Source organism: Arthrobacter sp. GMC3 (assembly GCF_002929305.1).
Taxonomy (GTDB): domain Bacteria; phylum Actinomycetota; class Actinomycetes; order Actinomycetales; family Micrococcaceae; genus Specibacter.
Genome location: NZ_PJIO01000005.1, coordinates 219,889 through 245,392, shown reverse-complemented (window position 1 = coordinate 245,392; position 25,504 = coordinate 219,889). Strand labels below are relative to the sequence as shown.

General features: G+C 61.1%; 27 protein-coding genes and 1 riboswitch. Of the genes, 13 read left to right on the top strand and 14 right to left on the bottom strand.

Annotated elements, in window-relative coordinates; genetic code table 11:
- Positions 1-17: 17 nt before the first annotated feature.
- Complete coding sequence (locus CXQ94_RS10940; RefSeq protein ID WP_104089838.1) at positions 18-1,955, bottom strand: DUF11 domain-containing protein; 1,938 nt, start codon at positions 1,953-1,955, stop codon at positions 18-20.
- Positions 1,956-2,279: 324 nt separating this feature from the next.
- Here CXQ94_RS10940 and CXQ94_RS10935 point away from each other — a divergent pair, with 324 nt between their 5' ends.
- Together CXQ94_RS10935 and CXQ94_RS10930 are read left to right on the top strand one after the other, a co-directional pair.
- Complete coding sequence (locus tag CXQ94_RS10935; protein WP_146070279.1) at positions 2,280-3,206, top strand: hypothetical protein; 927 nt, start codon at positions 2,280-2,282, stop codon at positions 3,204-3,206.
- Positions 3,203-3,838 carry a hypothetical protein gene (locus CXQ94_RS10930; RefSeq protein WP_104089832.1) on the top strand — a complete coding sequence of 212 codons (636 nt, stop codon included), beginning with the start codon at positions 3,203-3,205 and terminating at the stop codon, positions 3,836-3,838. Before CXQ94_RS10935 ends, CXQ94_RS10930 begins: the two co-directional genes overlap by 4 nt.
- Here CXQ94_RS10930 and CXQ94_RS10925 read toward each other — a convergent pair.
- Entirely contained in the window at positions 3,813-4,742 is a 930-nt protein-coding gene (locus CXQ94_RS10925; protein ID WP_104089829.1) for an NAD-dependent epimerase/dehydratase family protein, read from the bottom strand. The genes CXQ94_RS10930 and CXQ94_RS10925 overlap by 26 nt on opposite strands.
- Positions 4,743-4,877: 135 nt before the next feature.
- Here CXQ94_RS10925 and CXQ94_RS10920 point away from each other — a divergent pair, with 135 nt between their 5' ends.
- Together CXQ94_RS10920 and CXQ94_RS10915 are read left to right on the top strand one after the other, a co-directional pair.
- Positions 4,878-5,582, top strand: a complete 705-nt coding sequence (locus CXQ94_RS10920) for a TetR/AcrR family transcriptional regulator (RefSeq protein WP_104089826.1) — start codon at positions 4,878-4,880, stop codon at positions 5,580-5,582.
- 8 nt (positions 5,583-5,590) lie between these two features.
- The gene (locus tag CXQ94_RS10915) at positions 5,591-6,166 is read left to right on the top strand and encodes a DinB family protein (RefSeq protein WP_104089997.1); all 576 of its coding nucleotides are present in this window, start codon (positions 5,591-5,593) and stop codon (positions 6,164-6,166) included.
- A 19-nt stretch (positions 6,167-6,185) separates the two neighbouring features.
- Here the strand turns inward: CXQ94_RS10915 and thiE are convergent, their stop codons facing one another.
- The gene (gene thiE / locus CXQ94_RS10910; protein WP_104089824.1) at positions 6,186-6,878 is read right to left on the bottom strand and encodes a thiamine phosphate synthase; all 693 of its coding nucleotides are present in this window, start codon (positions 6,876-6,878) and stop codon (positions 6,186-6,188) included.
- A 14-nt stretch (positions 6,879-6,892) separates the two neighbouring features.
- A riboswitch (TPP riboswitch) is annotated at positions 6,893-7,016 on the top strand.
- Here thiE and thiO point away from each other — a divergent pair.
- The 4 genes from thiO to CXQ94_RS10890 all read left to right on the top strand — a co-directional run bounded on the left by thiO (position 7,010) and on the right by CXQ94_RS10890 (position 9,996).
- Positions 7,010-8,239, top strand: coding sequence for a glycine oxidase ThiO (gene thiO, locus CXQ94_RS10905; RefSeq protein ID WP_104089822.1), 1,230 nt, complete (start codon positions 7,010-7,012; stop codon positions 8,237-8,239). Its footprint overlaps the riboswitch before it by 7 nt.
- On the top strand, positions 8,236-8,475 hold the full coding sequence (gene thiS / locus CXQ94_RS10900; RefSeq protein ID WP_104089819.1) for a sulfur carrier protein ThiS: 240 nt from the start codon (positions 8,236-8,238) through the stop codon (positions 8,473-8,475). The genes thiO and thiS overlap by 4 nt, the downstream gene beginning before the upstream one ends.
- A gap of 38 nt (positions 8,476-8,513) precedes the next feature.
- Positions 8,514-9,317 (top strand): thiazole synthase, encoded by an 804-nt coding sequence (locus tag CXQ94_RS10895; protein ID WP_104089816.1) that lies wholly within the window; start codon positions 8,514-8,516, stop codon positions 9,315-9,317.
- A 22-nt stretch (positions 9,318-9,339) separates the two neighbouring features.
- Entirely contained in the window at positions 9,340-9,996 is a 657-nt protein-coding gene (locus CXQ94_RS10890; protein ID WP_104089814.1) for a 4a-hydroxytetrahydrobiopterin dehydratase, read from the top strand.
- Between the two features lie 41 nt (positions 9,997-10,037).
- On the opposite strand, the gene CXQ94_RS10885 is transcribed toward CXQ94_RS10890, so the two are convergent.
- Positions 10,038-10,820: a FadR/GntR family transcriptional regulator gene (locus tag CXQ94_RS10885; protein WP_146070278.1), complete on the bottom strand. Its 783-nt coding sequence runs from the start codon at positions 10,818-10,820 to the stop codon at positions 10,038-10,040.
- A 59-nt stretch (positions 10,821-10,879) separates the two neighbouring features.
- On the opposite strand from CXQ94_RS10885, the gene CXQ94_RS10880 reads away from it, so the two are divergent.
- Together CXQ94_RS10880 and CXQ94_RS10875 are read left to right on the top strand one after the other, a co-directional pair.
- Complete coding sequence (locus CXQ94_RS10880; RefSeq protein WP_258067009.1) at positions 10,880-11,461, top strand: flavin reductase family protein; 582 nt, start codon at positions 10,880-10,882, stop codon at positions 11,459-11,461.
- A gap of 46 nt (positions 11,462-11,507) precedes the next feature.
- Positions 11,508-12,713, top strand: coding sequence for an acyl-CoA dehydrogenase family protein (locus CXQ94_RS10875; RefSeq protein ID WP_104089805.1), 1,206 nt, complete (start codon positions 11,508-11,510; stop codon positions 12,711-12,713).
- A 53-nt stretch (positions 12,714-12,766) separates the two neighbouring features.
- On the opposite strand, the gene CXQ94_RS10870 is transcribed toward CXQ94_RS10875, so the two are convergent.
- The 5 genes from CXQ94_RS10870 to CXQ94_RS10850 are packed head-to-tail and all read right to left on the bottom strand — an operon-like array spanning position 12,767 to position 18,260.
- A complete protein-coding gene (locus CXQ94_RS10870; protein ID WP_104089802.1) occupies positions 12,767-13,078 on the bottom strand; it encodes a Dabb family protein in 312 nt (103 codons plus the stop codon).
- Positions 13,075-14,679 (bottom strand): bifunctional 3-(3-hydroxy-phenyl)propionate/3-hydroxycinnamic acid hydroxylase, encoded by a 1,605-nt coding sequence (locus tag CXQ94_RS10865; RefSeq protein WP_181034169.1) that lies wholly within the window; start codon positions 14,677-14,679, stop codon positions 13,075-13,077. Before CXQ94_RS10865 ends, CXQ94_RS10870 begins: the two co-directional genes overlap by 4 nt.
- Positions 14,679-16,703, bottom strand: coding sequence for an acetoacetate--CoA ligase (locus CXQ94_RS10860; RefSeq protein ID WP_104089798.1), 2,025 nt, complete (start codon positions 16,701-16,703; stop codon positions 14,679-14,681). The genes CXQ94_RS10865 and CXQ94_RS10860 overlap by 1 nt, the downstream gene beginning before the upstream one ends.
- Positions 16,700-17,560, bottom strand: coding sequence for a fumarylacetoacetate hydrolase family protein (locus tag CXQ94_RS10855; RefSeq protein WP_104089796.1), 861 nt, complete (start codon positions 17,558-17,560; stop codon positions 16,700-16,702). Before CXQ94_RS10855 ends, CXQ94_RS10860 begins: the two co-directional genes overlap by 4 nt.
- Position 17,561: 1 nt before the next feature.
- Complete coding sequence (locus tag CXQ94_RS10850) at positions 17,562-18,260, bottom strand: VOC family protein (protein ID WP_104089792.1); 699 nt, start codon at positions 18,258-18,260, stop codon at positions 17,562-17,564.
- Between the two features lie 111 nt (positions 18,261-18,371).
- Between CXQ94_RS10850 and CXQ94_RS10845 the strand changes: the two genes are divergently transcribed.
- Positions 18,372-19,046, top strand: coding sequence for a GntR family transcriptional regulator (locus CXQ94_RS10845; RefSeq protein ID WP_104089789.1), 675 nt, complete (start codon positions 18,372-18,374; stop codon positions 19,044-19,046).
- A gap of 31 nt (positions 19,047-19,077) precedes the next feature.
- Here CXQ94_RS10845 and CXQ94_RS10840 read toward each other — a convergent pair whose 3' ends face one another.
- The 5 genes from CXQ94_RS10840 to CXQ94_RS10820 all read right to left on the bottom strand — a co-directional run bounded on the left by CXQ94_RS10840 (position 19,078) and on the right by CXQ94_RS10820 (position 23,101).
- Entirely contained in the window at positions 19,078-20,532 is a 1,455-nt protein-coding gene (locus CXQ94_RS10840) for an amidohydrolase family protein (protein ID WP_104089786.1), read from the bottom strand.
- An 8-nt stretch (positions 20,533-20,540) separates the two neighbouring features.
- Positions 20,541-21,530 (bottom strand): amidohydrolase family protein, encoded by a 990-nt coding sequence (locus tag CXQ94_RS10835; protein WP_104089783.1) that lies wholly within the window; start codon positions 21,528-21,530, stop codon positions 20,541-20,543.
- A 295-nt stretch (positions 21,531-21,825) separates the two neighbouring features.
- On the bottom strand, positions 21,826-22,131 hold the full coding sequence (locus CXQ94_RS10830; RefSeq protein WP_104089780.1) for a hypothetical protein: 306 nt from the start codon (positions 22,129-22,131) through the stop codon (positions 21,826-21,828).
- 46 nt (positions 22,132-22,177) lie between these two features.
- Positions 22,178-22,402 (bottom strand): DUF3107 domain-containing protein, encoded by a 225-nt coding sequence (locus CXQ94_RS10825; RefSeq protein ID WP_104089778.1) that lies wholly within the window; start codon positions 22,400-22,402, stop codon positions 22,178-22,180.
- A gap of 60 nt (positions 22,403-22,462) precedes the next feature.
- Positions 22,463-23,101, bottom strand: coding sequence for a TetR/AcrR family transcriptional regulator (locus tag CXQ94_RS10820; protein WP_104089776.1), 639 nt, complete (start codon positions 23,099-23,101; stop codon positions 22,463-22,465).
- 110 nt (positions 23,102-23,211) lie between these two features.
- On the opposite strand from CXQ94_RS10820, the gene moeB reads away from it, so the two are divergent.
- Positions 23,212-24,411 (top strand): molybdopterin-synthase adenylyltransferase MoeB, encoded by a 1,200-nt coding sequence (gene moeB / locus CXQ94_RS10815; protein ID WP_181034168.1) that lies wholly within the window; start codon positions 23,212-23,214, stop codon positions 24,409-24,411.
- 44 nt (positions 24,412-24,455) lie between these two features.
- Positions 24,456-25,442, top strand: a complete 987-nt coding sequence (locus tag CXQ94_RS10810) for an SDR family NAD(P)-dependent oxidoreductase (RefSeq protein WP_104089773.1) — start codon at positions 24,456-24,458, stop codon at positions 25,440-25,442.
- The last annotated feature ends 62 nt before the right edge of the window (positions 25,443-25,504 follow it).

Genomic DNA, 25,504 nt, shown 5'->3' with positions numbered 1-25,504 from the left:
CACCTTGTTATTGCGGATTAGTTGATTGCCGAGTCCGTTGAACGGCGCCGTGCGGCGACCACTAAGAGGATACCGGCAAGGGCCAGGCCACCCGTTGTGGCCAGCATGGGGAAAACGTTTTGTGATCCGGTTACGGCCAGGTTTTGCATGACCACCGTAACTGTGGCAGAGGCGTCGCCGGTGAGAACGGTATTGGAGGGATCTGTTCCGGCTCCGGTGACCGTGTTGTTAAGGGTGATCGTGTCCGTAGCCGTCACCGTGTAGCGGGCCGTGCATGTCAGGACCTGCCCGGGAGAAAGCGTGGCCGGTTGTGCGGCGTCGCAAGTCAGCCCGCTCAAGGTCCCCGTGCCGGAGAAGGCCTTCTCTGTGAGGGTCACGTTGCGCAGGGTGACTTTTCCGCTGTTCGTAGCTTTCAAGGTGTAGGTGATCTTCTCACCCGTCTGGCTCGTTCTGCGGTCGGCAGTCTTGCTCACATTCAGCGCGCTCGTGGCAGGGGTGGTGAACTTGACCGTTGACAGGTTTGAGTTGACAACGGTTTTGGTGTTGACCGGCTGAGCGGTGGCTGTGGCCGTGTTGGTGACAAACCCGGCGTCGACGTCTTGTTGAGTGACCACATAGGTGGCATGGCAGGTGGTCCAAGCACCGGGGGGCAGAGTGGTGGTGGGGCAGGAGATGGCCGAAAGTGCACCGCTTCCGCTGAAGGAGTCCTCGGTAAGTGCCAGCGAGTCCAGGGGAATTTCTCCAGTGTTCGTGACCTTGAAATCAAACGTTGCGGAATCGCCGACCGCTGCGGAGGTGACGTTCACTGTTTTCTCCAGCGCGAGCGTTGCTGGCAAGGCGGTGTTGGTGACAATGCAGGAGACGTCATCGCCTGCGGCCAAATCTAGGGTCTTGCTCATGCCGCCACCTGTGGGGAGCACGGTGGCGCTGCCAGACCTTGCATTGGTGCAGCTCCACGACTTGTTGTAGAAGTCCATGGACCCCGGTGACCCGGCGGACGCGGCCTCGGCCAAAGTGATGGGGCCGGTCGGAATGACGATGGTGCTGCCAGTCGTGGCTGTGGCGGCGGTTCCCGTAGTGGCCGATCCGAGCAAGGGGCCCTCATGGGAAGTGACGGAGACGTCAAAGGATTCATCGGAGTCGACGCGGCGGTCGACCTGCTTTGTCACGGAGGCGCGTGCAGTTTGGACTCCGAAGGCGACGGCCTCGCGCTCACCGCCCCTGGTCATGGTGACCGCACCGCTAATGGTGGTGGCGGATGGGGCGGCAACGATTACTCCATGGGCACTTGTTTGTCCGGCGCTGGCGCCGTCGCACCAGACATTGGTAGTTCCGTCGCCGGACGGCGGTAGCAGGCAGCCGCCTCCGCTGGTGAACTCGCCAGCATGATCGATCATGGTCAGGGGCTGATCGGAGGTCCAATTGATGGACTCGCCGAAGAACCCGTCGTAGGCGTCAAGGGTTTCGGCGGAAGCGCTGACAAGCGAATAGCCAGCAACGCTTGTGCCTTTGATGCTTATCGAGAAATCACGAATGGCAATATTCACTCCGCCATTGAGGTTTCCGGACTCTGCATAGAGCAAGGGCTTCCCGCCAATGCCGTCGTAGTAGCCCGGCTTTCCGAAAGGACCGACCGGGGCACTGGCAACAGTCGAACGGGAGGTCTTCGAGGGAACGTTGCGCTGGATGACGTTGAAGCTCACGGTGTATTCACCCAGGGGCATGGTTAGATTCTGGCCCTCCGTGCTGGAAGCTTCGGTGGCATTGAAACCGGTGAAATCGATCCAGCAAATCGAGGTGGGGTACTTACCGCCGCCGTCCGCGTTGGCGTAGTCACAACTGGTGGCCAGCGGTTCCACCGGAGCCGCCGATGCAGGAACCGCCATAAGCCCGAGCAGAACTGCGATGGCCAAAAAGAAACCGACGGCAAAGCGCCGCCGAATAGAAATGGTCATGCAGTTGCTCCTCGCGGTGGGGTCCACTACTCTTTTTCAGCGGAATTGTGTCAGTGCTCGTGAAAATTTAGGATATCGAATATTCGTTTGATAATCGCGAGTTTTACGAATATTCACCAATGTTTCTCTGGAGAATTGGACAGTGATTACCCAATGCCCACAGGCACTCGGCCTCTGAAACTGTTGGTTAGACTGTTCGCTATGTCATACGACCCCCTCCAGCCAGTGCCCGTCCCTTGGTGGGGTCGGTTGATTCGGAAGCCACTGCTCTGGGCGTTGTTATGCGCTTTGCTTGCTTCGCCGTGGTATCTGGCTGGGAACGGTATGGATCTAGCGCCTTTCCTGCTGACGTTGGTCGGCGGGTGGCTGTGTGGCTTTGCCTTCGTCAATTTCACCCTGGGCATGAAGCACACGGGGCTGGGTGTGGTGCTTCATGTGGCAGGGGCCGCGGGTATGGGGCTACTTCTTCACTGGATGACGTTTTGGGGTAAAGGCTTTCTGAAGGAGCTGCCGGAACAGGCTAGTGGGCTGGTTTTCTTGTTCCAAATGGGGTCCGTCCCGGCGGCAGGTTGGATCTGGCTTGGTCTGCTGGGCCGGATCACCTTCAGCGCATCCAAGCCATCAGAAAAGGCCAAAGCTGCTCGGATAGCTCCAGCGTGGGAGGACACAAGCCCCGGAACACAGCTGCAGTTTTCAGCGGTTCCAATGCAAACACGGAACCTGACCTTCGTGATGGTGGGGGTATGCCTGGTTGGCAGCGGGTTAGCCTTTTGGCTGTTGATGTCCTTTGACGCGTTCTTCCTCAAACTTGCAAGCCCGAAACTATTCGTCATAGTTTTTGGCTTGTTGATTGGGCTTCCTGGCTACTTCATCTTTAAAGCAATCGTGGGCCGCAAAACAATTCCTTGTTCAATTGCTTTTGGCAATGACCGGATCCGGATTGCGGTGGGATCCGAAAATGTAACTATCAATTACCGGGATCTCGATCGGTTGATCTGGCGATGCGAGAGTGATTACGCGAGGGTTGAAGTCCATGTCCATGGGCGGAGGATTTCTCTGCTTGCTGGCTTGGCCCGAACACCGAAAACGGTGCTTGCCCAGCTTCCACCGCTTTCGAAAGTAACCATTCGCAGGCTGGCCGGGGCTGGACTTGAAAAGCAGCCAACACGCCGAAAGGATCTGAGCATATTTGCGGCCAAATCGGCCAAGGAGCTCAGCGATAGCGGCGTGCAGACTAGGGGCCGTTCATGATCCGGCTGGCGCAGCTGCCAAGCCGTGAGCGCCTGCAATTTGGCTGGTTCGTTGCTGGTGCGAGCGTGGTGGTTGCCGTGTTGGTCTGGGTTCTTTGGGTAATGCCGATCAACCGCTCCATCGAGTCTGCCTCGCCGTCGCCCCTTGGGGCCCCGATAGTGCACGAAGCACGTAGCGGTGAAACGATCGGCATCTGGGCAACGGGAGCATCGGCGTTACTGGGCACCGCGGAATGCACTGTGGCAGGACCTCACGGTGAGCCAACATCTGTGTACTCGGTTCGCGACCTTGGCTGGGCGGACACCCTATGGTGGTACACCGCCCGTCCCGGGGTCGAACAAATCCGCTGGTTCACCGCGACAAGTTCCGGCACCTACACGGTTAATTGCGCGGATTCGCTGGACACGTACGACGGCGAATACCTCCTGGCGGACAGCGCCGGCGGAGGAGGATCCCTGGGTCTGGGACGCGGGGGCGGTGTGACGTTCTCCATCGCAGCGGCTCTTGCGGTGGCCGCCGTCGGCAGTCCTCTGCTCGCTGTCATGCTCATTCCCATCATGGTGATTCAAACGGTTCGCGTGCGGCGCCGCCGCAGCGTCGATGAACCTAAGCCTGATCGCGCCACCAATTAACGGTTTCCTTGGCCGCAATATCCAATGCGGTCGGCGCCAGGTGTAGAAGCTCCTCACTCGCGGCAGAGTCCATGACGAACGGCTCCCGCAGCTGATATGCCGTCTCCGTCAGCTCCTGCATGTCCTTGGAGAACAAGCCCGCCGTCTCGATGACCCAACCCGGTACGGTGCCGATTTTCGGATCCGGCAGGTCGGCGGCTGAGGCAAAAGCAGCGGCCAGGGCCCGCTGGGACAGGACTGGGCCCGTGGGCGCGTGCAGTACCGTGTTCCATGCGCTGGCGGTTGTGGAGGCGGCAATCATGGCGGCGGCAAGATCGGGAACGTACGTAAACGAGTGCGGCATGTCGGCGCTGCCGAGCACCCGCACGGTCTTGCCTGCCAGAATGGGCGGCACCATCCGCTCGCCTGCATAGGCATTGCGAACCTGAGGGCCGAAGAAGTCAGATGCCACCACGCTGACAGTGGGCGTTACGGAGGCGTCTCGGGCGGCAAGCAATTGCGTCCTGACGCCGCGCTTTCCCCCGGTTGCTTCCCGGGGACTGGTCTCCTTCATAAGATTTTCCGGTGCGGAGTAAGAGTAAAGACTTTCCGGGAAGACGACGACGGCGCCCATTTCACCGGCCGCAGCCAACACCACCTGCTCTGCTCCGGGAAGCTCCTGGAGCCAGGTTTCGGCCCGGTACTTTGAGCCGTGGATGCAATGAAACACAGCGTCTGCTCCCTCGATGGCGGGCCTGAGTTGTGCCGGATCGCCGACATCAACGCGGCGGCGATCGATCAGGGGGTGGTCTGGCCCTGAGCCGGAACGGGTCAGGAGCCGCACGTTTTGGCCAGCCGCGGCCAGAGCGCTGGCGACACTCCAACCCACCGGGCCAGCACCTGTCACAACCTTGATCGCGTTCATTGTGTTCTCCATTCCGCCTGCTCACCAATTTGAGAGCACTGCTCTCCAATTAACAATGACCCCGCGTGTCGATAATGTCAAGAGCAGTGCTCACAAAAGTTGACGATGCTCTCAAAATGTCTAAAACTTGGGGTCATGACACAAACACCGCGCGAACGGGCCAGGCTGGCAACCATGGAGGAGATCGTGCGCATCGGGCGCAGGCATTTGGCGCTCCACGGGGCCGCCGGATTGTCGCTGCGTGCCGTGGCGCGTGACCTGGGTGTGGTGTCCTCCGCTGTGTACAGGTACGTCAAGAACCGCGATGAGCTACTCACGCTCCTGGTGGTTGACGGCTACAACGCCCTCGGCGAGAGTGTTGACGCCGCCCTTAAGGCCGTACCAGACGACGATTTTTACGGGCAGTTTCAGGCTTTGGGCCGGGCTGTTCGAGAATGGGGATTGGCCGAGCCGGCCCGCTATGGCTTGCTTTTTGGCTCACCTGTGCCCGGGTACCAGGCGCCGCCGGAGCAAACCACCGCCCCGGGAACCCGGGTGATCGGGCAGCTGGTGCGAATCTTCCAAGGCGCCCAGCAGGCCGGGGCACTAGTGGCTCAAAGCGGCCCCGCGGGGCGGCCCACGGATGCCCTGGCCGCCGATTTCAATGCCGTCCGGGCCGAGCTTGGACTGCCGCTTGATGATGCATCGCTCACCCGGGGAGTGCTGGTATGGGCGGCTCTTTTCGGGGTCGTGAACTTCGAGGTTTTCGGCCAGTATGGACCAGCAACGTTTAGCGATCCGGCAGCACTTTTTGACGCCCACCTGCAATTGCTGGCACAAATGGTTGGTATTACGCCATAGTGGCCAGTATGGATGAAAAAACTGTTCTTCTTGGATACTTGCGTGCTCGTCGTGCGGACCTTCTGGCAAAGTTGGACGGACTGAGCGACTACGACGTGCGCCGACCCATGACACCCACCGGCACCAATCTGCTGGGGTTGGTCAAACACGTCAGCAGCGTCCAAGTTGAGTACTTTGGCCTGGTTTTTGGGCGCCCCAGTGGTGCGGAGATGCCGTGGATGGCCGATGGCGCACCCATGGATGCTGACATGTGGGCAGGCCCGCAGGAAAGCCGGGCCGACATTGTGGAATTCCACGAGTTTTCAGCCCGCCACAGCGACGAGACCATCGGATTGCTCCCCCTAGACGCAGTGGGGGAGGTGCCGTGGTGGAGCGCCGAGCGGCGACAGGTGACGCTCCACCAGATCCTGGTCCACATGTGTGTGGAGACCGCACGGCATGCAGGCCATGCGGATATCCTTCGCGAACTGATAGATGGTTCCACTGGCAACGGTCCGCTGGATCTAAACGTCTCAAACCGTACGCCGGAACAATGGCTTGCCTACCGCGCCGAGCTTGAAGCGGTAGCCCGTGCAGGTTCCTGAAATCGAACGGGCGCGAAAACTACCCCAGCTCAGGCAAGCGTGAGAGCAATTCCCGTGCGGCCGCCGTCGGATCTTGGGCGTCGGTGATGGCACGGACCACCACAATGCGTGAGGCACCCGCCGCAACCACCTGATCCACGTTGCCCAGGTCCACCCCGCCAATGGCAAACCATGGTTTGACCGATTCCAATGCAGCCGCATGTTCCACCAGGGACAGCCCGACGGCGGCCCGCCCGGGTTTTGTGGGGGTGGCCCATAGTGGACCCACACAAAAGTAATCCGTGTCGGGATCGGCGGCGGCCGCTTCAGCTTGGGCGGGGTCGTGACAGGAGAGTCCCAGTGACACCGGCGGCCCCACGAGGGAGCGGGCTGCAGGCAACGGCAGGTCCTTTTGGCCCACATGGAACACGGGCGCTCCGGAGAGAGCGGCAAGGTCGGCCCTGTCATTGACGGCCCACAACTTGCCGAAATCCTGGGCCACGGTGCGCAACACGGCCAATAGTTCAAGTTCCTGCGCGGCCTCAAGAGACTTGTCCCGCAGCTGGATAATATCAACACCGCCGGCATAGGCAGCCCGCAGGAAGTCTACGAAGTCTCCCCGGTCTGTGCGGGCATCGGTGCACACATAGAGCCGGGCATCGGCCAGAGGTGACGTCGCGGGTGGGGTGGAAATTGCGGGCTGGGCGTCATAGGTGACGGAGGAACGGCTCATGTCTCATAGACTAGTTCAGTACCGCGGGAGCCAGGCAAGCTGGCTGAGAGGGCGCCTGATGCGCCGACCGAAATACGCCCAGTGGGCGTGGAACCTGATCCGGCTCATACCGGCGTAGGGAAGGAGACGCAATGGCACGTGCTGTGCCGGAAATTATTACCACCGACGTGGCCGTCATTGGCGGCGGAATTGTGGGCCTGGGCATCGCCTGGGAAATTCAACGAGCGGGGCGCAGCGTGCGGGTCATCGACCCTTCGCCAGCCACGGGTGCCACCTTCGCAGCAGCCGGCATGCTTGCACCCGTGAGCGAGCTGCACTACCAAGAAGAAGACTTGTTGGAGCTGACCCTGGCCTCCAATGCGCGGTGGCCAGACTTTGTTGCCCCACTGGTGGAGGCGGGATTTTTGGAGGCCGCACTACGCACGACGCCGACCCTCGTGGTGGGTGCCGACCCCACAGACCGCGCGGCGCTGGCCGACCTCAGGGACGTCCAGCTCTGCCACGGGCTCGACGTGGAACAGCTCAGTATCCGCACCGCCCGTTCTGAGGAACCCCTTCTTGGCCCGCATATTTCCTGCGCCTACCGGGTGGCGCAAGACCATCAAGTCGATCCGCGGGCAGTGGCAGCAGCCATCCGGGTCCGGCTTGCCGAGGTTGCCGCAGACCGTGGTGAGGGCGGGGACGCTGTCATGGAGCAGGCGGCTGTGGGACTCCTGCACCAAGAGGCGGGAAACACGCATTCGGCGGTGACCGGCGTGGTGCTGGCGGACGGACGGGAAGTCCACGCGCAGGAGGTCATTGTGGCCAACGGGCTGGGTGCGCCCGCATTGAATGGACTGCCGCAAGGCCTGGTGTTGCCGCTGCGTCCGGTCTACGGGGATATTCTGCGCCTGCGCGTGCCCGATCATCTGCGCCCATTGACCACCGCCACCGTTCGCGGATTGGTCAGGGGTTTGCCGGTCTACATTGTTCCGCGGCCTGACGGGACGGTGGTGATTGGTGCCACCAGCCGGGAAGACGGTTCTGCCGGAGTCAACGCCGGGGGAGTTCACCAACTCCTGCGCGACGCCCAAGTGCTGGTGCCGGCCGTTGCCGAGCTGGAGCTTTTGGAATCCACCGCCCGCGCCCGTCCCGGGACCCCGGATAACGCGCCCCTGCTGGGTCGGGTTTCGGGCACGGACGGCAGGGACATTCCCGGGCTCATCATCGCCACCGGGTTCTTCCGCCATGGGGTGCTCCTAACCCCCATTGCCGCCCTCATCTGCCGTCAGCTGATAGGCAACATCACCGACCTGGCCTGGTCCCGTTTTCGCCCGGACAGGTTCTCGCCATCGCTCACATCCTTCCAGGAGAGACCATGACCACGCTCAAACTTAACGGTGCAGCTCACCCCTTCAACCCGGGAACCACCGTTGCCGATCTCGTCACTGCGGTCACGGGACGCACCCTCCTCGCCACGGGCCAGGCGGCCGACGGCGGGCGCCTGGGTGTTGCCGTGGCCCGCAACGCCGATATTGTGCCGCGCAGCCAATGGGCGCACAGTCGCATCGAAGAAAACGACGACGTCGAGATCGTCACAGCCGTCCAAGGCGGCTAAGAACAGTGCCCACACATGCTTGCGCAAAGGAGAATCTCATGACCGAGTTGCTGACCGAGCCGGATCCGCTGACCATTGATGGCGTCACCCTGGGGTCCAGGCTGATCATGGGCACCGGCGGTGCCCCGAGCCTTGCCGGCCTGGGTGCCGCCCTGCTCGCCTCAGGGACGGAGCTGACCACCGTGGCCATGCGACGCTACAGCACCCCGGAGCAGGGAGCGCCCGGTGGGACTAACCTTTTTGAGCTCCTGCTAGAACACAACATTCGCGTCCTGCCGAACACCGCCGGCTGTTTCACCGCCCGGGAGGCTGTTATGACTGCGGAGCTGGCCCGCGAAGCCCTGGAAACTGATTGGGTGAAACTGGAGGTCATCGCCGACGAACACACCCTGCTGCCCGACGCCGTGGAACTGGTGGAAGCCACCGAACAGCTCGTCAACAAAGGTTTCAAGGTGTTCGCCTACACCAACGATGACCCAGTCCTTGCCCTGCGCCTTGAGCAACTGGGCGCCGTGGCCGTCATGCCGCTGGGCGCCCCGATCGGCACCGGCCTGGGCATCTTGAACCCGCACAACATTGAGCTGATCGTCTCCCGCGCCTCCATTCCCGTGGTGCTCGACGCCGGAATAGGCACCGCCTCTGACGCCGCCCTGGCCATGGAACTTGGCTGTGACGCGGTGCTGTTGGCCACGGCAGTCACCCGTGCACAAGATCCGGTGCGCATGGCCCAGGCCTTCAAACATGCCGTCATCGGTGGCAGACTGGCAGCACAGGGTGGCCGCATCCCCAAACGCCGCCACGCCTTGGCGTCCTCGGCGATGGACGGACGCCCGGACCTGTAAATGTAACCTCAAGGAGCTCATGATGACCGCATCCGATGTTCTCGCCCGGACCCAAATCGATGCGGAGCTGGCGTCACTTCCTGCCTGGCGGTATGGCCAAGGCGCCCTGTGCACAGCGCTGAAGTGCCCGACGTCGGCTGCCGCCTTGGATCTGTTTGCCAGCATTGGGGGACTGGCCCAGGCAGCCAATCACCACCCGGACGTGGACTGGCGCTACGACACCTTGTTCGTGACGCTGACCTCGCACGACGCCGGCTCGGCGGTGACGGCGCGGGACACCGCCCTGGCCGCCACTATTTCCGCGGCCGCGGCGGCAATGGGTGCCACGGCGCGGCCGGAACTGCTGCGCACCGTGGAAATCGCCATTGACACCGACGACGTCGACGCGATTTCAGCAACGTGGCGGACCGCATTGGGATACAAACGTCAAGAAGATGGCAGTCTTGCCGATCCGATGGGGCGGGGTCCGTCCCTGTGGTTCCAAGAGACTGCCACGCCCAATACGAATAGGTTCCATGTAGACGTGATTGTGCCGTTTAGTGAAAGCGGGCCAGTGCTGGACGCGCTGGCAGCCACCGGGGCGGCCTTGGACCGCGGGCAGGCGCCCATGTTTGTGGTGGCCACAGACACTCAAGGCAACCGGCTGTGCATCTGCACGGAGGAGGGCCGCACGAAGTAGGGGGCCGGACCGGCCTGCGCCGGACTCGCCAGTGCGAGGTGCTACGCCGGCCTGGCGGGGGATGGCTGGGGGCCAGTCCGGTGTGCGATAGCGACTCGGATCGCCGCTTCGCGGTCCCGGGACGCCAGGGCATCTGCCATTTGCACATAGTGCTCGATCCGGGCAGCGAACGCTTCATCGAGCGTCTGCCCCGGCATCGGTTGCAACTCTGTGGCATGTTCTTCCAAGATATTGAGCAGCGCCAAGTAAACGGTGCGCAGAATCTGGTTTGGTGATACGCGGGCTAGGTGGGACTGTGACGCCCAATTTCCGTGCAGGAATGCCCTGACATCGTTGGCGGCTATTGCCGCGCGCATGCGCACTATCTCTTCGCGCAGCCTGGAAACATCAGCTGAGGACGAATACAACAGCGCGTCCTCAACTACCAGTTGATCGAGTGCGTTTCGCATTCGGAGTGCATCGGCCACCGTGTTCTTATCCGGTTTCAAAGCCAGGAACTGGTTTCCAAGCCGCACCATCGGGGTGGGTTGCGCGGCGAAAATACCACCACCTGGGCCCCTGCGAAGAGTAACAAATCCTCGAGATTCGGCCATCTTCAAGGCCTCATTAAAGGTGCCAACCGAAACCGAACACTGTTCGCGAAGTTCATCCTTGCTGCCGAGTCGATCATCGGGTTGGGCTGCCGCAGCGATGTCCGCAATGATCCCGGCGGCGAATTCCGCGCGATTTGCGGGCCCTGGCGTTAGCGAGTCCTGGCTAGGACTCCGAGCTCCCCACGCGTCCCGGTCAAGCGCAACGTCGTTTCCGTACGGCCCTTCAGTCATGTCCTGCCTCCCTGGCGCCTCTTTAGAGCGGCCATCATCATCATAGATCAACCCTTGACATGAGAGCTGGATCACATCAATACTTAATTCATAATCATCATGATCTTTTAGGAGGCGGCGTGGTCACCCCCCAGCAATTCCGTGATCTTAGGGCCTCTGTTCCTTCCCCGGTCACTATCGTGACAACGGCGGATGAAAACGGTCCTGTAGGTGCAACCGTGAGCGCCTTTATGCCGCTTTCGATAAATCCCCACCTGATCTTGATTGCGATGGAAGATTCTTCCAGGGTCTTAGATCGCATTCGGGAGCGCGGGCAGTTCGCCGTCAATATCCTTGCCGAGCAACAAGCAGAGCTGGCCATGATCTTCGGCGGGCCGGGGCGGGAGAAGTTTGCCCACGCTGAATGGCACTTGGACCATGGGCTTCCCCGCTTCGACAGGGTAGCCAGCTGGCTGAGCTGTGAGGTGGCCGATACCCTTCCTGGCGGGGATCACGTGATCTTGCTGGGGAAGGTGACGGCCGTTTCCAATACCGAAACAGCCCCCATGGTTTACAGTCATCGTCTTTTCGGTACCCATTCCGAATTTGCCCACCGCCCCAAACGGGCCCTGGAAGAAAGCATTGGTGCGTTTCGCCGATGAACCCCGCCAACAAATGCCACAGATCAACCACTGAGAAGAGAGAGTAATGACCAGCATTGATTCGCAGACCATAACAACACCCACCGCGCAAGAACTCGTGGCAAGGGTCAATGACCTGTTGCCGTTGCTCAAGAGGAACGCCGCCCAGGGTGAACAGGACCGCCGTGTTACGGAAGAGTCGATTCAGGCTCTCACCGACGCCGGGATCTTCAAACTGGCCGTTCCCAAACGGTACGGCGGCTACGAAGCCGATATGCGAACCATGCTTGATGTTTTCAAGGCGGTAGGGACCGCCGACGGAGGAACCAGCTGGGTGGTCACCCTGACGAACGTCTGTGCCTGGTTCACCTCCCTGTTCCCCGTCCAAGCTCAGGATGAAGTCTTCGGGGCTGATCCGGACGCGAAGGTTTCCGGCGTACTGGCGCCGTCATCAACAGCGGAAAAGGTTGAGGGCGGATTCCGGGTATCGGGCCGTTGGTATTACAACTCGGGCTCATGGCACGCGACGTGGGCAGCGGTTGGCATGCCCATTGTCGACGCTGATGGAAACGTGGTCGACCAAGGCCTTGCCCTCATCCCAGCCCAGGACTTCCGGGTCGAGGAGACGTGGTTCGTGGCCGGGATGAAATCCAGCGGCAGCAACTGCCTCATCGCCGAAGACATCTTCATCCCGGACCACCGGATACTCTCCGTTCCTGCGGCGCTAGAGGGCAACTACCCGTCGGAGATGCTCGAATCCGAGCCAAACTATCGCGGCGCCTTTGGCCCTGTTGCCGGCCTTGTCTTAGCGGGCCCGCAGCTCGGCCTGGGTCAGGCTGCCCTCGACCTGGTGATCGAAAAGTCCTCAAAGAAGGCCATTTCGTACACCTTCTTTGAGAAGCAAAGCGATTCTGTGGCCTTCCAGTTGCAAATTGCCGAGGCAGCCATGCTCCTGGACACGGCCAATCTGCACGCTTACAGGGCGGCTGATGACATTTCTGCCGCCGCACTCAGGGGTGAGTACCCCGACTATGTCGCCCGTGCACGCATCAAGGCTGACATCGGGTGGACTATCGACCATGTCACCCGTGCCATCGACATCCTGCTCAGCGCCCACGGTGCCGGTAGCTTTGCTGACGTCAGCCCGCTCCAACGCATCTGGCGTGACTCGGCAACAGGGGCCCGCCATGCAGTTATCCTCCCCGCGGTCGGCTACGAGGTCTATGGCAAAGCTCTCCTGGGTGTCGAAGAGCGAATCACGCCTATCGTCTAGCATTGCCGGGAGGAAGATGTGGCTTCCACATCTTCCTCCCGGCACCGAGTCCGTTATTCAGGCGTCCGGTCGGTACTTTCAAATTGGACCGAGTGCTTTTCGGCAATGCACCTCGGGCCGAATTTGGCCAGGACTGCCAGGTGCTCCGGGTGGCTCAGGTAACGGTGCAGGGACTCACTGTCCGCGAATGCCCCGACGATTGCCAGATCGTCGTTTCCGTCCCGCAACCGCAAGTCTGTGCCGATTGCGTAACTTACAACCCCGTCCAACGTCGCAGCCAGACCGCTCAAGGTGTCGCAGAGGTTTTGGACATCCAAGCTGTTTGTGTCGGGAAGCAAACGTACGCTGACAACATGGTGGATCATGCGGTGGCCTCCTGACTGCGTGGTGAAACTCTGGCGTGAAGGGCTTCAAGCAATCCGGCGACGAGTTCGCTAACATCAGCCGGGTTTGAGGCCGTTCCGAACACGGAAAAATCGGCGCGGATGAGAATGGCCCCCGTCTGCCACTCTTGGAACCAGCGGGCGTAGCTTCCTTCTACATCGGAGAATGAGCCAGGATGGGAACATCCGGCGGCAAAGACTGCCACGGCGATCCCCACCTCCGCGAGCCGGGCAGTATCCTCGGCGGTGAGGGCATCGCGCATTTCTGCTCCCCGGAGAATGAGTGCCCCGGCGCCGTAGACATCGTCGAATCGGGCTGGTGCGGCAAGGTTCGAGGTTAGGATCATGCCCTGCCTAGACAACTCGCCTCCGTGTTCACCGACGTGCACACCGGGCCCCAGCTTGGGGGTTGGAAGAGGGGCCGGTGCCGCACCGGACTTCATGGCGGCGATCATTTGTTCGTCGCGGGCGGCCGCAATCTGTGGATCCGAAATGCAAATGACCTGTGCCAGGGCCATAGAGAAGTCAATCAGCCCATTAACCTGGGGGATGCGCTCGCTGTCGTAGCTGTCCAAAAGGGCGTCCCCGGCTTTCCCCCGCAAAACCAGATCGAGTTTCCAGGACAGGTTCAACCCGTCGCGGAACCCCGAGGCGAGCCCCTGGGCGGCAAAAGGTGGCATGAGATGGGCGGCATCACCGAGCAGAAAGACACGGCCTGAGCGCCACTTCTCCGCCCAGGCGGCCGCGAACGTGTAGACCACCCCGCGTTCCATCTGCGAGTTGGCGGTATTGATGCCGAAGGGTTCCAGAAGTTTCCAGATGTTCTCAGGCTGGACAATGGTGCTCGGATCGTCCTCGGGTTTCAACATGAATTCCCAACGCCGGCGGCCTGGACCGGCCGGGACCACTGTGGTTGGGCGTGCGGGGTCGCAGACCTGCTTGGCCAGGTGGGTGACTTTGGCATCGGGGCCCGGGATGATATCCACTACAAGCCAGTCGAAGAAGTACCCAAGATCGTGCCATTTGATGCCCAAGTCCTTGCGTGTTGAACCGTTAGCGCCGTCGGCGGCGAGCACGTAGCCGGCCCGTATCACTGAGCCCGCACCGTTCTCTGCGATGGGGCTGAGTTCTACATCGACGCCGCGCTCGTCTTGGGCGGCCACCGCGGCGCGTACACCGCGGCGAACCGTCACCCCGGGGTAGGACCGGAGGGCTGCATCCAATCGGGCTTCCAAGCTTGGCTGGTGATAGAAATACATGTTTCCCCAACCCGAGGGACCGGTCCCGGAGATGTCCAGTTCCTGGAGTACCTCGTCCCTCCCGTTGGCCCAAATGTAGAGGTCATCGTAGGAATCGACGGCCTCGGCCATCAAGTCCACGGGAAGGCCTGCGCTCTGGAACAGCCGTGCAATTTCTGAATCGTGCCCAACCGCGCGCGGCAGCGGATAATCGCTCTCGCGGTGGTCAACGACCGTTACGGTGTGGCCGGCCCGCGCCAGCAGCAGGCCAGCCATTTTTCCGACCGGCCCCATCCCTATGATCAGCACGTCCACGACTGTGGTGTGGGTAGGTGTACTAGACATCATTTTCCCTTCTTGGGGGTTGTGGCAGAGGCCTCCAGCGTTGAACGAAATGAGGTGGCGCGATCGACGAACCAGTCCAAAGCGTCGGGATTGGCCAAAGCGCCGCGGTCAACTTTCCCTGGATCACCCCCTGCGAACAGGCGTTTGAGCGGAACTTCGACCTTCTTCCCAGCATGGGTCACCGGAATGGCCGGGGCAGGGATGACGGCGTCGGGAACATGGCGCGGTGATGCATGCTCTCGAATCACGGCAATAATTTGTTGTTCGAGCAATTCATCGAGTTCACGCCCGGGATCGAGAACGACGAACAGGGGAAGGTAATAGCCGCCGTCGGGCAGCTCGATGCCAAGGACCAGCGAGTCCCGTATACCGTGGAGGCCTTGGAGAGCACTGTAGATTTCTGCCGAGCCGAGCCGGACGCCTGCACGATTAAGTGTGGCATCGGATCGTCCCTGAACCTCGAAACTGCCGTCGGCACTTTCCAGGACCCAATCGCCGTGCGTCCAGACGCCGTCGAAGTGTTCAAAGTAGGCCTCGTGGTAGCGCGCGCCAGAGGGGTCATTCCAAAACGCAACCGGCATGGCCGGCATTGGGGCGGTGATGACAAGTTCACCAACCTCATCCAGGACGGGGGAGCCCTGCTCGTTGAAGACAGCCAGGGCGACACCGAGCAAAGGGCCCTGCATGCGGCCAAGGCGGACGGCTTGCAACGGATTGGGGCCGATAAATGCAGAGCAGATATCAGTTCCTCCACTGGAATCCCCCAGATGTATCCGGGCGCCAATGTCGCTGCCGATCCACAGGGCAGTCGCATCTGGAAGGGTTGAGCCTGTTGACATGAGCGTATGCAATGCGCCAAGGTCGTGATCGAGCCCCGGCGATAGGCCCGCGTCTTGGACCAGTCGGAGATAGGCTGCGCCGGAACCAAACATGGTTGCCCGCGTTTGGGCCAGTATCTGAAACTGCCTGTCGATGCGAGGGTAAAGGGGTGATCCTGCGTAGGTGACGACGGAAGCGCCGGCCATCAGGTTGAATAGCAGCGTATTCCAGACCATCCAGGATGTATTGGCCGCTACATAGTAGCGATCCGAGGGGCCCAGTCCGAAATGCAGACCGCAGAGCTTGAGCGCCTCAAGAGTCATGCCGCCGTGACCGTGCACAATGCCCTTGGGTGTGCCGGTGGTTCCGGAGGTAAATAGCACCCACAATGGATGATCGAATGGCACCCGGGCGAATTGCGGTTCTGCGCTGTTTCTGAGCAAGCCATCGAAGCTGAGTGCACCCTCGACTGTCCCGCTGGATACCACAATGGTGTGCTCCACGCTGGGTAGCCCGGAAAGGACTTCGGCAAGGTGCGCCCGGCGATCGAAGAACCGCCCGTTGAAGGCATAGCCGTACGAGCCGATCAAGATGCGTGGGGCCAGCTGCTGGAGCCGCGAAAGGACAGCTTTCGGGGCAAGATCCGGCGAGCAAACGCACCATGTTGCGCCGATGCTCGCAGTAGCGAGCAGTCCGATGATGGCCTCAGGGATGTTGGGGAGTACGGCAGCCACCCGGTCGCCGGCAATGATGCCAAGGCTGCGCAGTTCAGCGCTCAACGACGCCACGTGGGAACGGAGTTCGCGCCAGCTTATCTCGCGTGTGAAGCCGTCTTCGTTAAGGTCAACAATGGCCGCTTGATCCCCAAACGGGCCATCTGCGTGCCGGAGAAGATTCTCGGCAAAGTTCAATCGCGCCTGTGGATACCAGACGGCGCCGGGCATGCGGTCCTCGGCTAGTGCCGGGCCGCCAAAGCCGTCACCGATGACGTCAAAGAACTCGCGCAATGCATCCCAGAACTCGTTGGGGGACTCGACTGACCAGTGCCACCCTGCCCGATAGTCGGTCAGAGTGGTGCCTCGAGAGGAGCCGACGTAGTCGAAGAAGCCGGCCATCTTGCTTGTGGTCTTCTCCGCTTCGGTGGGTTCCCAGAGGATGGTCTGCGCGTGGACCGGGCCTTTGACCCCCACCGGATCGCCGGTCATGCCCGAACTAGCCTGTTACTGATGGAACCGAGGCCCTCAATGGTGCTTGTCAGAGTGTCCCCGGGACGCAAATAGATTCCCCGGGCCATACCAACCCCAGCCGGTGTTCCCGTGAAGATGAGGTCTCCGGGGAACAATGTCACCACGGCAGAAAGATCTGAAATGATCCTGGACACCGGGAAAATCATGTCCGCGGTGGTGCCGTCCTGCACCGTCCATCTGCCACCATGCGCGGCCGCACTGGGCCCCTCCAGGACAGCGCTGATGGACAAGGCATCCGGCGTGGCCAGCTCATCGAGGGTTACCACGGCCGGTCCGAAGGGTGCGAAATTTGGGAACGACTTGCCCAGGCTGAACTGAGGGGCTGGTCCCCGGGTCTGAACATGGCGTTCGCTGTAGTCCTGGCCCACCGCATATCCGGCGATGGCTGCCCTAGACTCGGCTTCGTCGCCCTTGTGCAGCTTGTGTCCTATCACCACAACAAGTTCGGTCTCGTAGTCCACGCTCTCACTCGGTAGTTCGACCGTGACATTCGGCCCGGCAAGCGCGGAAGCAAATTTAGTGAAGACCACCAGATTTTCCGGATGACCCAGCTTCGCCTCATCGGCATGATCGGCATAGTTCAGTCCGATGGCGAACACCTGGCGTGGATCGGGGACCGGTGCCTGCAAAGCCCCTTCATCAAAAGGCTTCCCCGGGCCGAGGGTCCTTCCGGCGGCCCAGCCCCTGAACGCATCCCAGTTCTCAAAGATCGAGCGCGGATCCGGGCCGAACCTTCCCTCGCTGGCGGTGTTGATATCCACGGCCAGGCCTTTTTGGATGAGCACTGCCCGTCCGTCGAGATTTGCGATTCGCATCCTAGGACTCCGTCGGCATGGGAGGGAAAGGTACCCCTTCGGTAAGGGTGGGGTCTGCTTCAATTCTGGCCGGCCAGGGGTCAGCGAAGGTGAGCTCGGCGCGTGGTACCTCCGGAAGGTATTCCCCGGCATGTGCTCGGCGGTGGATCTCATCGGGGTCCAGGCCGTTTCGACGTGCTTGAACGAGAAGTTCAGGGTCGAACTGGGGGCCAATCTGATCTTCAGAGAATTCCTGTGACGCCCACATCCACTCTTTGGACATGCCCCAGTCACCAAACGCATCAACCTGGATCTCAACACCGTTTCCGTCGGGATCCGCGTAGTACATGGACATGGTCATGCCGTGGTCCAGGCAGATGGTTGGCACAATGCCCTGGTCACGGAGGCGGATGTAATTATCCAGCCATTCGTTGAAGGTGGCGTATTCGAAAGCAGTGTGGTGCAAACCTGCACTGTGGGGCTTGTCTACCGGTGGGTGAGTGCCGGGCAGGCGCAGCAAGGCGATTCGGTGGTTTGCCTCGTCGTTGGTGAGCCACGCGGCATGTTCGGCGTAGTACACGGGCTGAAGGCCGCAGACAAGTTCATAAAAATTCACCATGGCGTCCACATCCATGGTCATGAAGGTAGCGTGGTGCAATTTCGGGACGGTTAGGGGGCGGGGCTTCGGGTTGCGGAAGTAGTTGCTGTGTTCGATGGGCATGGGTTGTCCTCTCCGTTGAGTGATGGTGCAATACCAGCCCAGAATTTACGTAATGTCAATGGATTTTCGATAATCTACACTTTCGTGACGAATGCGTATTAGCATGGGGTCATGCAAGCAACCAAAGCCATGACCCGCGCAACCCAGCTCCACGACACCTTGCGCGCTGACATCCTGCGCGGCGTGTTGAGTCCCGGGACCCCGCTTCGACTGGCAGCGCTCGCAGAGGCCTATGACGGATCGATGTCCGTGGTGCGGGAGGCACTTGGCCGCTTGGCCGAACATAATCTTGCGGTGTGGACACCCAACCAGGGCTACCGTGTTATCGAAATTTCACGCGCCGACGTCGTCAATATCACCGAGCTGCGCACCATGCTTGAAGCAGATGCCTTACGGCGTTCGATCGAGTCCGGCGACGTCCGCTGGGAAGCGGAAGTTATCTCCGCCCATCATGTCCTTGAACGGGCCACGCTCCGCGACGATAGTTCTCCGGGCAGCACGCAAGAATGGAGCGAGGCGCACACGGCCTTTCACGAGGCCCTTGTCTCGGCGTGTGGAAACCCTAGACTTTTGGCATTGACCCGGTCACTGCGTGATGGCGCCGAAATCTACCGGCAGCTATCCGGGGCCAGCGTCCACGGCATGGACCGGGACATTGCCGCGGAGCATCGCGAACTGATGGAACTTGCCACGGCACGCAAGAGCGCCCAAGCCCAAGCGGTGCTCGTGCATCACCTTGAACAGACCACGGACGACCTCCTCGCCTCCGGAACGCTCCCCAGCTAGCCATGCTGGCCACGGCCGCCGGTTGAGTTCTCTAGACGATGGATCGCGAGGCGGCTAGGCGGTCCTTCAGCGTTTCCAGGTCCGCGCGGCAATGGTATCTTCCAGAGCGTACGACGCCGGCAATTGAGTGCAGGTTCTGCGCGGATTCGAGTGGATCGGCGCTCAGCAGGACAAGATCTGCCGCCTTGCCGGAAGTCACCGTCCCAAGGTCGGCACTTTTGCCTAAGAACTCTGCGCCATTGAGCGTTGCCATTTGCAAGATCCGCAGAGGTGGGAGTCCTGCGCGTGCCAGCTCATCGAATTCCTGGTGCAAGGAATACCCTGGGATTTCCCACACGGCGCCAGTCACGTCACTCCCGGCAATCATCTTCACTCCGGCGTCGTCGAAGAGCTTCGTTATCCTGCACTGCAATGCGTACAAGTCTTGATACGTGGCGCGCTGTCCCAGTGGACGTGCAGCGAATTCTCTAGCTGTGTCCTGCCACAGTTTCACCGTTGACGGGTCCACATAGCGAAGGTTTGGGTCGCTGCTGAATTCCGGGTCATCGCACAATTGGCTGGTGCGCTCACGGATGAGTGTGGGTGATTGCCATGTTCCATTGGAGACGAAGACCGCCGCAAGGGCGGTAGCTTTTTCTTCGCTGAAGGTGCTGACCAGGCGCGCAAGAATCGCTATGTCGGCATCGGCAGCCCCGGACGTCGGGTTGACGATTCTCTTGCGAATGGCACCCCCCATGATTTTTTCAAGGAACGGAATCTTGAAAGGAGGGACTTTAAGCTGCGGACGGGCGGCGATTGACTTGCGTACTGCAACCTCATCATCGGAACAGGCCGCCAACAATGCCGGGCCTGGTCCCAGATGTTCAATGAATTTCATGCCGGCAACAGCGGCCGCAGCGACATCAGTAGTCGCCGGGAGATGGCCTCCAACGGGAATCCCAAGCCGTCGCCCTTCGGCCAGCGCCGCGAAGAGCACCTGGGTGGACGTCATGCCGACCTTGATGAAATCGGCACCGGCCGCCTTTTGCTTGCGTATCTCAGCGACGGCCATGGCCGCCGTCGCGGCATTTGCCGGCGTTAGTAGCGATCCGGGCATAGCCACTACCGAAGGGGCCCGCCCGCTTGATGCAGAGGCCTCGTGCTGGTGCTTGGCGAGCATGGCCGGGGATCCTGACATTTGCCGGAATCCGGTGACCCCGAAGGCCAACATGAGTGCGAGGGCACCCTCTGGGTCCTTGGATTCCAGTGGGTGGGCGTGCATATCTAAGAATCCGGGCACCACGAACATGCCGGTGGCTTCGATGCGTTCCGCATCGGTTTCTGACGGCGATGTTGACGTTGAAACAATGTCGAGAATGCGGCCATCTTTGATGGCAATGTCTTGGCCGGAGGTGCGGGTTCCATCGCGGGTGTCCACGATAGTTGCGCCGCTAAGAACTATCGGCCCGGCCGTGAGATCGACACTCATGGAGTCTATGCGGGACATGTCTAGACCTATCCTTGTTTGATGCTTGCGCTAGCCGCGAAGAGCGTTAGCGCGTTCGTTGTAGTGAGCTCGCGCCAAGGCGTATCGGATATCTGGGCCCACGCGGCATCGAGCGTCTCGATCTGCCGGGCTACCAGTATTGGCGGCGTAAAGCAGAAGTCGCTGCCATACAGCAGATGATCGGTCCCTACCGAACTCTTTAACGCCTTGACCGCCGTTGGAAACGGGGTACCGGCCATGTCGAACCAGAGCCCCCGGAGAATTTCATGAAGGTCGCCCAGCTGGTGCGCGGGGTGATCGGCGGGAAGCCCCGACCGCATGAAGGACTGAAACAACTCCACCCTGTCGACAGCCGTGGGCAGGAATGCCCCGCTGTGGGGGACGATCACCTGCATCCCGGGATGCCGGCCCAGCGCCCCGGACAAGGCAAGGTCGATAATGGTTCGGGTGGTGTCAAACATGTAATCGATCATGGGGAGCGGTGGGCCCTGCGCAGCGGGATCGGTTCCCGCAGGGGAAGTTGGGTGGATGAAAACGGGGGAGTGCCGCCGGCCAAGCTCCGCCCACACTGGTTCAAATAACCCGTCTCCCAGGTATTTTCCACCAGCATTTGACTCAATTGCCACACCCTCTGCGCCGAGGGTGTCGAGGGCATAGGCAATTTCGCGTAGTGAACCGTCGATGGCCGGCAAGGGCAGCGCCGCAAAAAACCCAAAACGCTCTGGCCGAGCCGCAACTAGGTCCGCGGCGAACTCGTTGACACGCCGGGCCAGCGCAAGTGCATGGATATCGCTTCCGAAGTGGACCCCCGGTGACGAAATGGAGAGAATGGAGCGCTCAATGCCGTGCGTGTCCATCATGCGAAGATGATCCTCAACGCTCCACGAAGGCCAGGCAGGCATTCGGTCGGGCGTGAGGTGCCCGGCCGCAACAGCCTCCTCGATGTACCAGCTGGGTAGAAAATGCGAATGAACGTCGATAATCGAGGCATTGCCCATGGTGTCCTCCCTGACGCATGCTCCGCACGCGGGGGAACATCGTCGCGTTGAGACCATGCTGCAATTAGATCAATATCATCACGATCATTTACGCAACGATTACGTAGCAAGCTATCAGTTCAGCCGCGAGAGCAACAGAGGCGCCTAGTGCCAAAGTATGCCGTGAGGACGATCTTTCCCGTTTCTGGTGCGCTATGCGCAGGACTCGCCAGTGAGTTTGGCGCATAAACCACTATGCGCAGGACCCGCTGACGGGTCCTGCGCATAGGAGAACTGGCTGCTGAGTTTTGGCGCCTTAGTGCATTGCCAAGATCTCTGTGGTCCTTTGGACAAAGCGGGCGTGGCGTGTGCGGCCCACAAAACCGGCGGTGGCCCATGCCACCACGCCACCAACGGCCATGGAGAGAATCCAGGGGATCCACGCCGTCGCCGATGAACCGTCCAGGCCAATCGCCATGGTGATCATCCAAACCACCAAGGCACCAACGATGGCGGCACCGGCAGGAAGCACCGCTCCAAAGGTGCTGCGATACTTGTCAACAGCCCAGGCAAGCGCGCCAAAGGCACCGGCCGTCAACGCAATAATGACCACAGCAACCATGAAGTTTCCTATTTCCTTGTGTTCCAAACGATGTGAAAGCGGACGCCTAGAGCGCGGCGAAGCCTACGCTGCGAGCCTTCTCGCCACCGAGTTCAACGTACCCCAAGGCGTTGCCGGGAACAATAATGACGCGGCCCTTCTCGTCCGTCAGGCGGAGCTCCGTGCCCTTGGCCAGTGCCTCGGAAACAGCCGCGGCAACCTCGTCGGAGCTTTGCTCTGACTCAAGGATGATTTCGCGGGCAACGTTTTGAATGCCAATCTTGATTTCCACAGGTGTCTCCTCGGTGCAAACGTGCAAAATATAGGTATCAGCAACTCTATGCGCAGCCGCTTAGGATTCCTTCGGGAACCGGCTAATTCCGCGCCAAGCTAAACGGTAGACAAGCTCGCTGGCAACGTCGATGTCCAGGTCCCCGTTGGCTTCCAGCCAATAGCGGGCGCTGACCTGCGCCATGCCCGCCAAGGCCCGGCCCAATAGCGCCGATTCCAGGGGAGCCAATTTGGTGTCCTCGGCGATGACTGCGCCGATCGCATCGCCGTATTCGGAATTGAACTTCTCCAGCCGTGCCGCTACTTCCGGATCGTTGACAAGATCGGATTCAAACACCAGACGGTGGGCCTGGTCGTCGTTGGCCATGAACTGAAAATAGGCTTTCATGGTTGCCTGGACGCGCTGCTTGTTATCCGTGGTCGAGTTCAAGGCGGAGAGCAGAAGCGTGGTCAATGACTGCAGGTGGCTGTCAAGCAACGCCAAGTACAGGTCCCGCTTGCTGGGGAAATGCTGATACAAAACGGGTTTGCTGACCATCGCGGTATCGGCAATCTCGTCCATGGCAGCGCCATGGTAACCGTTACTGACAAACACCTGCAGGGCGGACGCCAGAAGTTGGGCGCGGCGTTCGTCACGGGGCAACCGGGTCAAGGGGGTGCGGCGCGCGGGGTGTTCCCCGGAAGGGGTTTCCAAAGTCATGGTGCGTGCCTTTCACTTTGTCCGCCAGCATTGTATCCACGGGCAGGATCCATGCCATTGTACCTACCGGTAACAAGCCAAAGGCGGCAGGCAGGACTAGATTATTAAGTATGGTTTCCTTGCTTGCGCCACTGACCAACAATCCCGTGCATTCCTTGCCCGCCCTGGTTGAGCCGGGCCCGCCGCTGACCCCGGAGGAACTTGAGCGCTATTCCCGCCACGCACTCATTCCCGAGATTGGCCTTCAGGGGCAGCGGCGCCTGCGTAATGCCAAGGTTCTGGTCATTGGCGCCGGCGGACTGGGATCCCCGGCACTGCTCTACCTGGCGGCGGCCGGTGTGGGCACCTTGGGGATCGTTGACGACGACACCGTGGAACTGAGCAATCTCCAGCGCCAGGTCATCCACGGCGTGTCGGACATTGGGCGGACCAAGCTGGAATCGGCCAGGGATTCCCTTGCCGCCATCAACCCCGGTGTCAATGTGGTGCTGCACCCTGTCAGGCTTGATGCATCGAATGCGCTGGAACTCTTTGCCGGCTACGACGTCATCCTCGACGGCGCCGACAACTTCTCCACCCGCTACCTTGTCAACGACGCCGCGACCCTGCTGGGAAAACCGTATGTGTGGGGCTCCATCCTGCGCTTTGACGGGCAGGTTAGCGTATTTTGGGACAAGTTCGGTCCCAACTATCGCGACCTTTACCCGGAGCCGCCCGCGCCGGGGACCGTCCCCTCCTGCGCTGAGGGCGGCGTCTTTGGCATGCTGTGCGCCTCCATCGGCGCCATGATGGTCACCGAGGCCGTCAAGCTCATCACCGGTATTGGCCAAACACTGCTGGGCCGTCTCCTCATTTTCGATGCTCTCAGCTCGCGCTGGCGTGAAATTCGCATCGCCAAGGATCCCGAGGCTGCCCCTATTACCGAACTCATCGACTACGACTACTTTTGCGGCATCCTTCCGGCGGAGAAGAACGACGGCGATCTCATCACTGTCCCAACACTCGCCACCCGCTTGGCGGGAAGAGACGCAGGAACCGAGGACTTCCTTCTCATTGATGTGCGTGAGCCGGTGGAATTTGAGATCTCCCGCATCGCCGGGTCCCTGCTGATTCCCGTGGGAGGTATAAAGGACGGTTCGGCGTTGGCGCAGATTCCCCGCGGCGTGCCCTTGATCCTGCATTGCAAGTCCGGCGCCCGCTCGGCCCAGGCATTGGCGAGCCTGCGCGCGGCGGGGTATGCCGACGTCGTCCATCTTGAGGGAGGGATCGATGCCTGGCTGGCTAGCGACAAAAGCGGCAGACTGGAGTAAATTTCGCTGAAGATGTAAAAACACTCGGTGAAAAGGGGCATTCCATGACTCATCAGGCCCGGGCGCAGACGCCACAGCAGCCTATCGGATCCGGTTTTGGGCACGGCAGTACGGCCTCGGAGGTTCTCGCCGGGGTTGATTTGAGCGGTTGCTCAGCCATCGTGACGGGCGGGTATTCGGGACTCGGGCTGGAAACCGTCAGGGCGCTGGCCGGGGCAGGGGTGGCCGTCACGGTTCCCGCACGCAGACCCACCCACGCCCGAGAGGTGCTGGCCGCAGCCGGCCTGGAGCTGGTGGATGTGCGGGCTATGGATCTGGGCGACCAGGCGAGCGTGAAGGCGTTCGCCAAGGGGTACCTCGCCTCGAGTCGGGGGCTGGACATTCTGATCAACAATGCCGCGATCATGGCCTGCCCCGAAACACGCATTGGCCCGGGGTGGGAGGCGCAGTTCGCCACCAACCACCTGGGCCATTTCACCTTGACCAATGCGCTGTGGCCGGTGCTGTCCCGCGGCGGCGCCCGTGTGGTCTCGCTGTCCTCGACGGGGCACAAGATCTCCGGCATCCATTTTGACGATCCCCACTTCACCACCGGATATGAGAAGTGGCAGGCTTATGGCCAGGCAAAAACGGCCAACAGCCTGTTCGCCGTGGAGTTGGACAAACTCGGTGCCGACCATGGCGTGCGCGCTTTCGCGGTGCACCCCGGGGGCATCATGACCGAGCTTCAACGCCATCTGGCGCGCGAGGAAATGGTGGCGGCTGGCTGGATGGACGAGGCCGGGAATGTCCGGGAGGGCTTCAAAACGCCGGAGCAAGGGGCGGCTACCTCGGTCTGGGCGGCCACCTCTGCACGCCTTGACGGCATGGGCGGAGTCTATTGCGAGGACTGTGACATTGCGCGCCCCACCGATCCGCAATCACCGCTGGCTCGCTTCGCCGGCGTCGACCCCCACGCCATCGACCCCGAAGGTGCCGCGCGGCTCTGGGCGTTGTCGGCCGAGCTGACGAAGGTCAACGCCTTCGCATAACCGGGCGTGAGTGGTGAGCTGTGGTGGCTTAGAGGAATCTAAGACGCCACAGCTCACGGGTC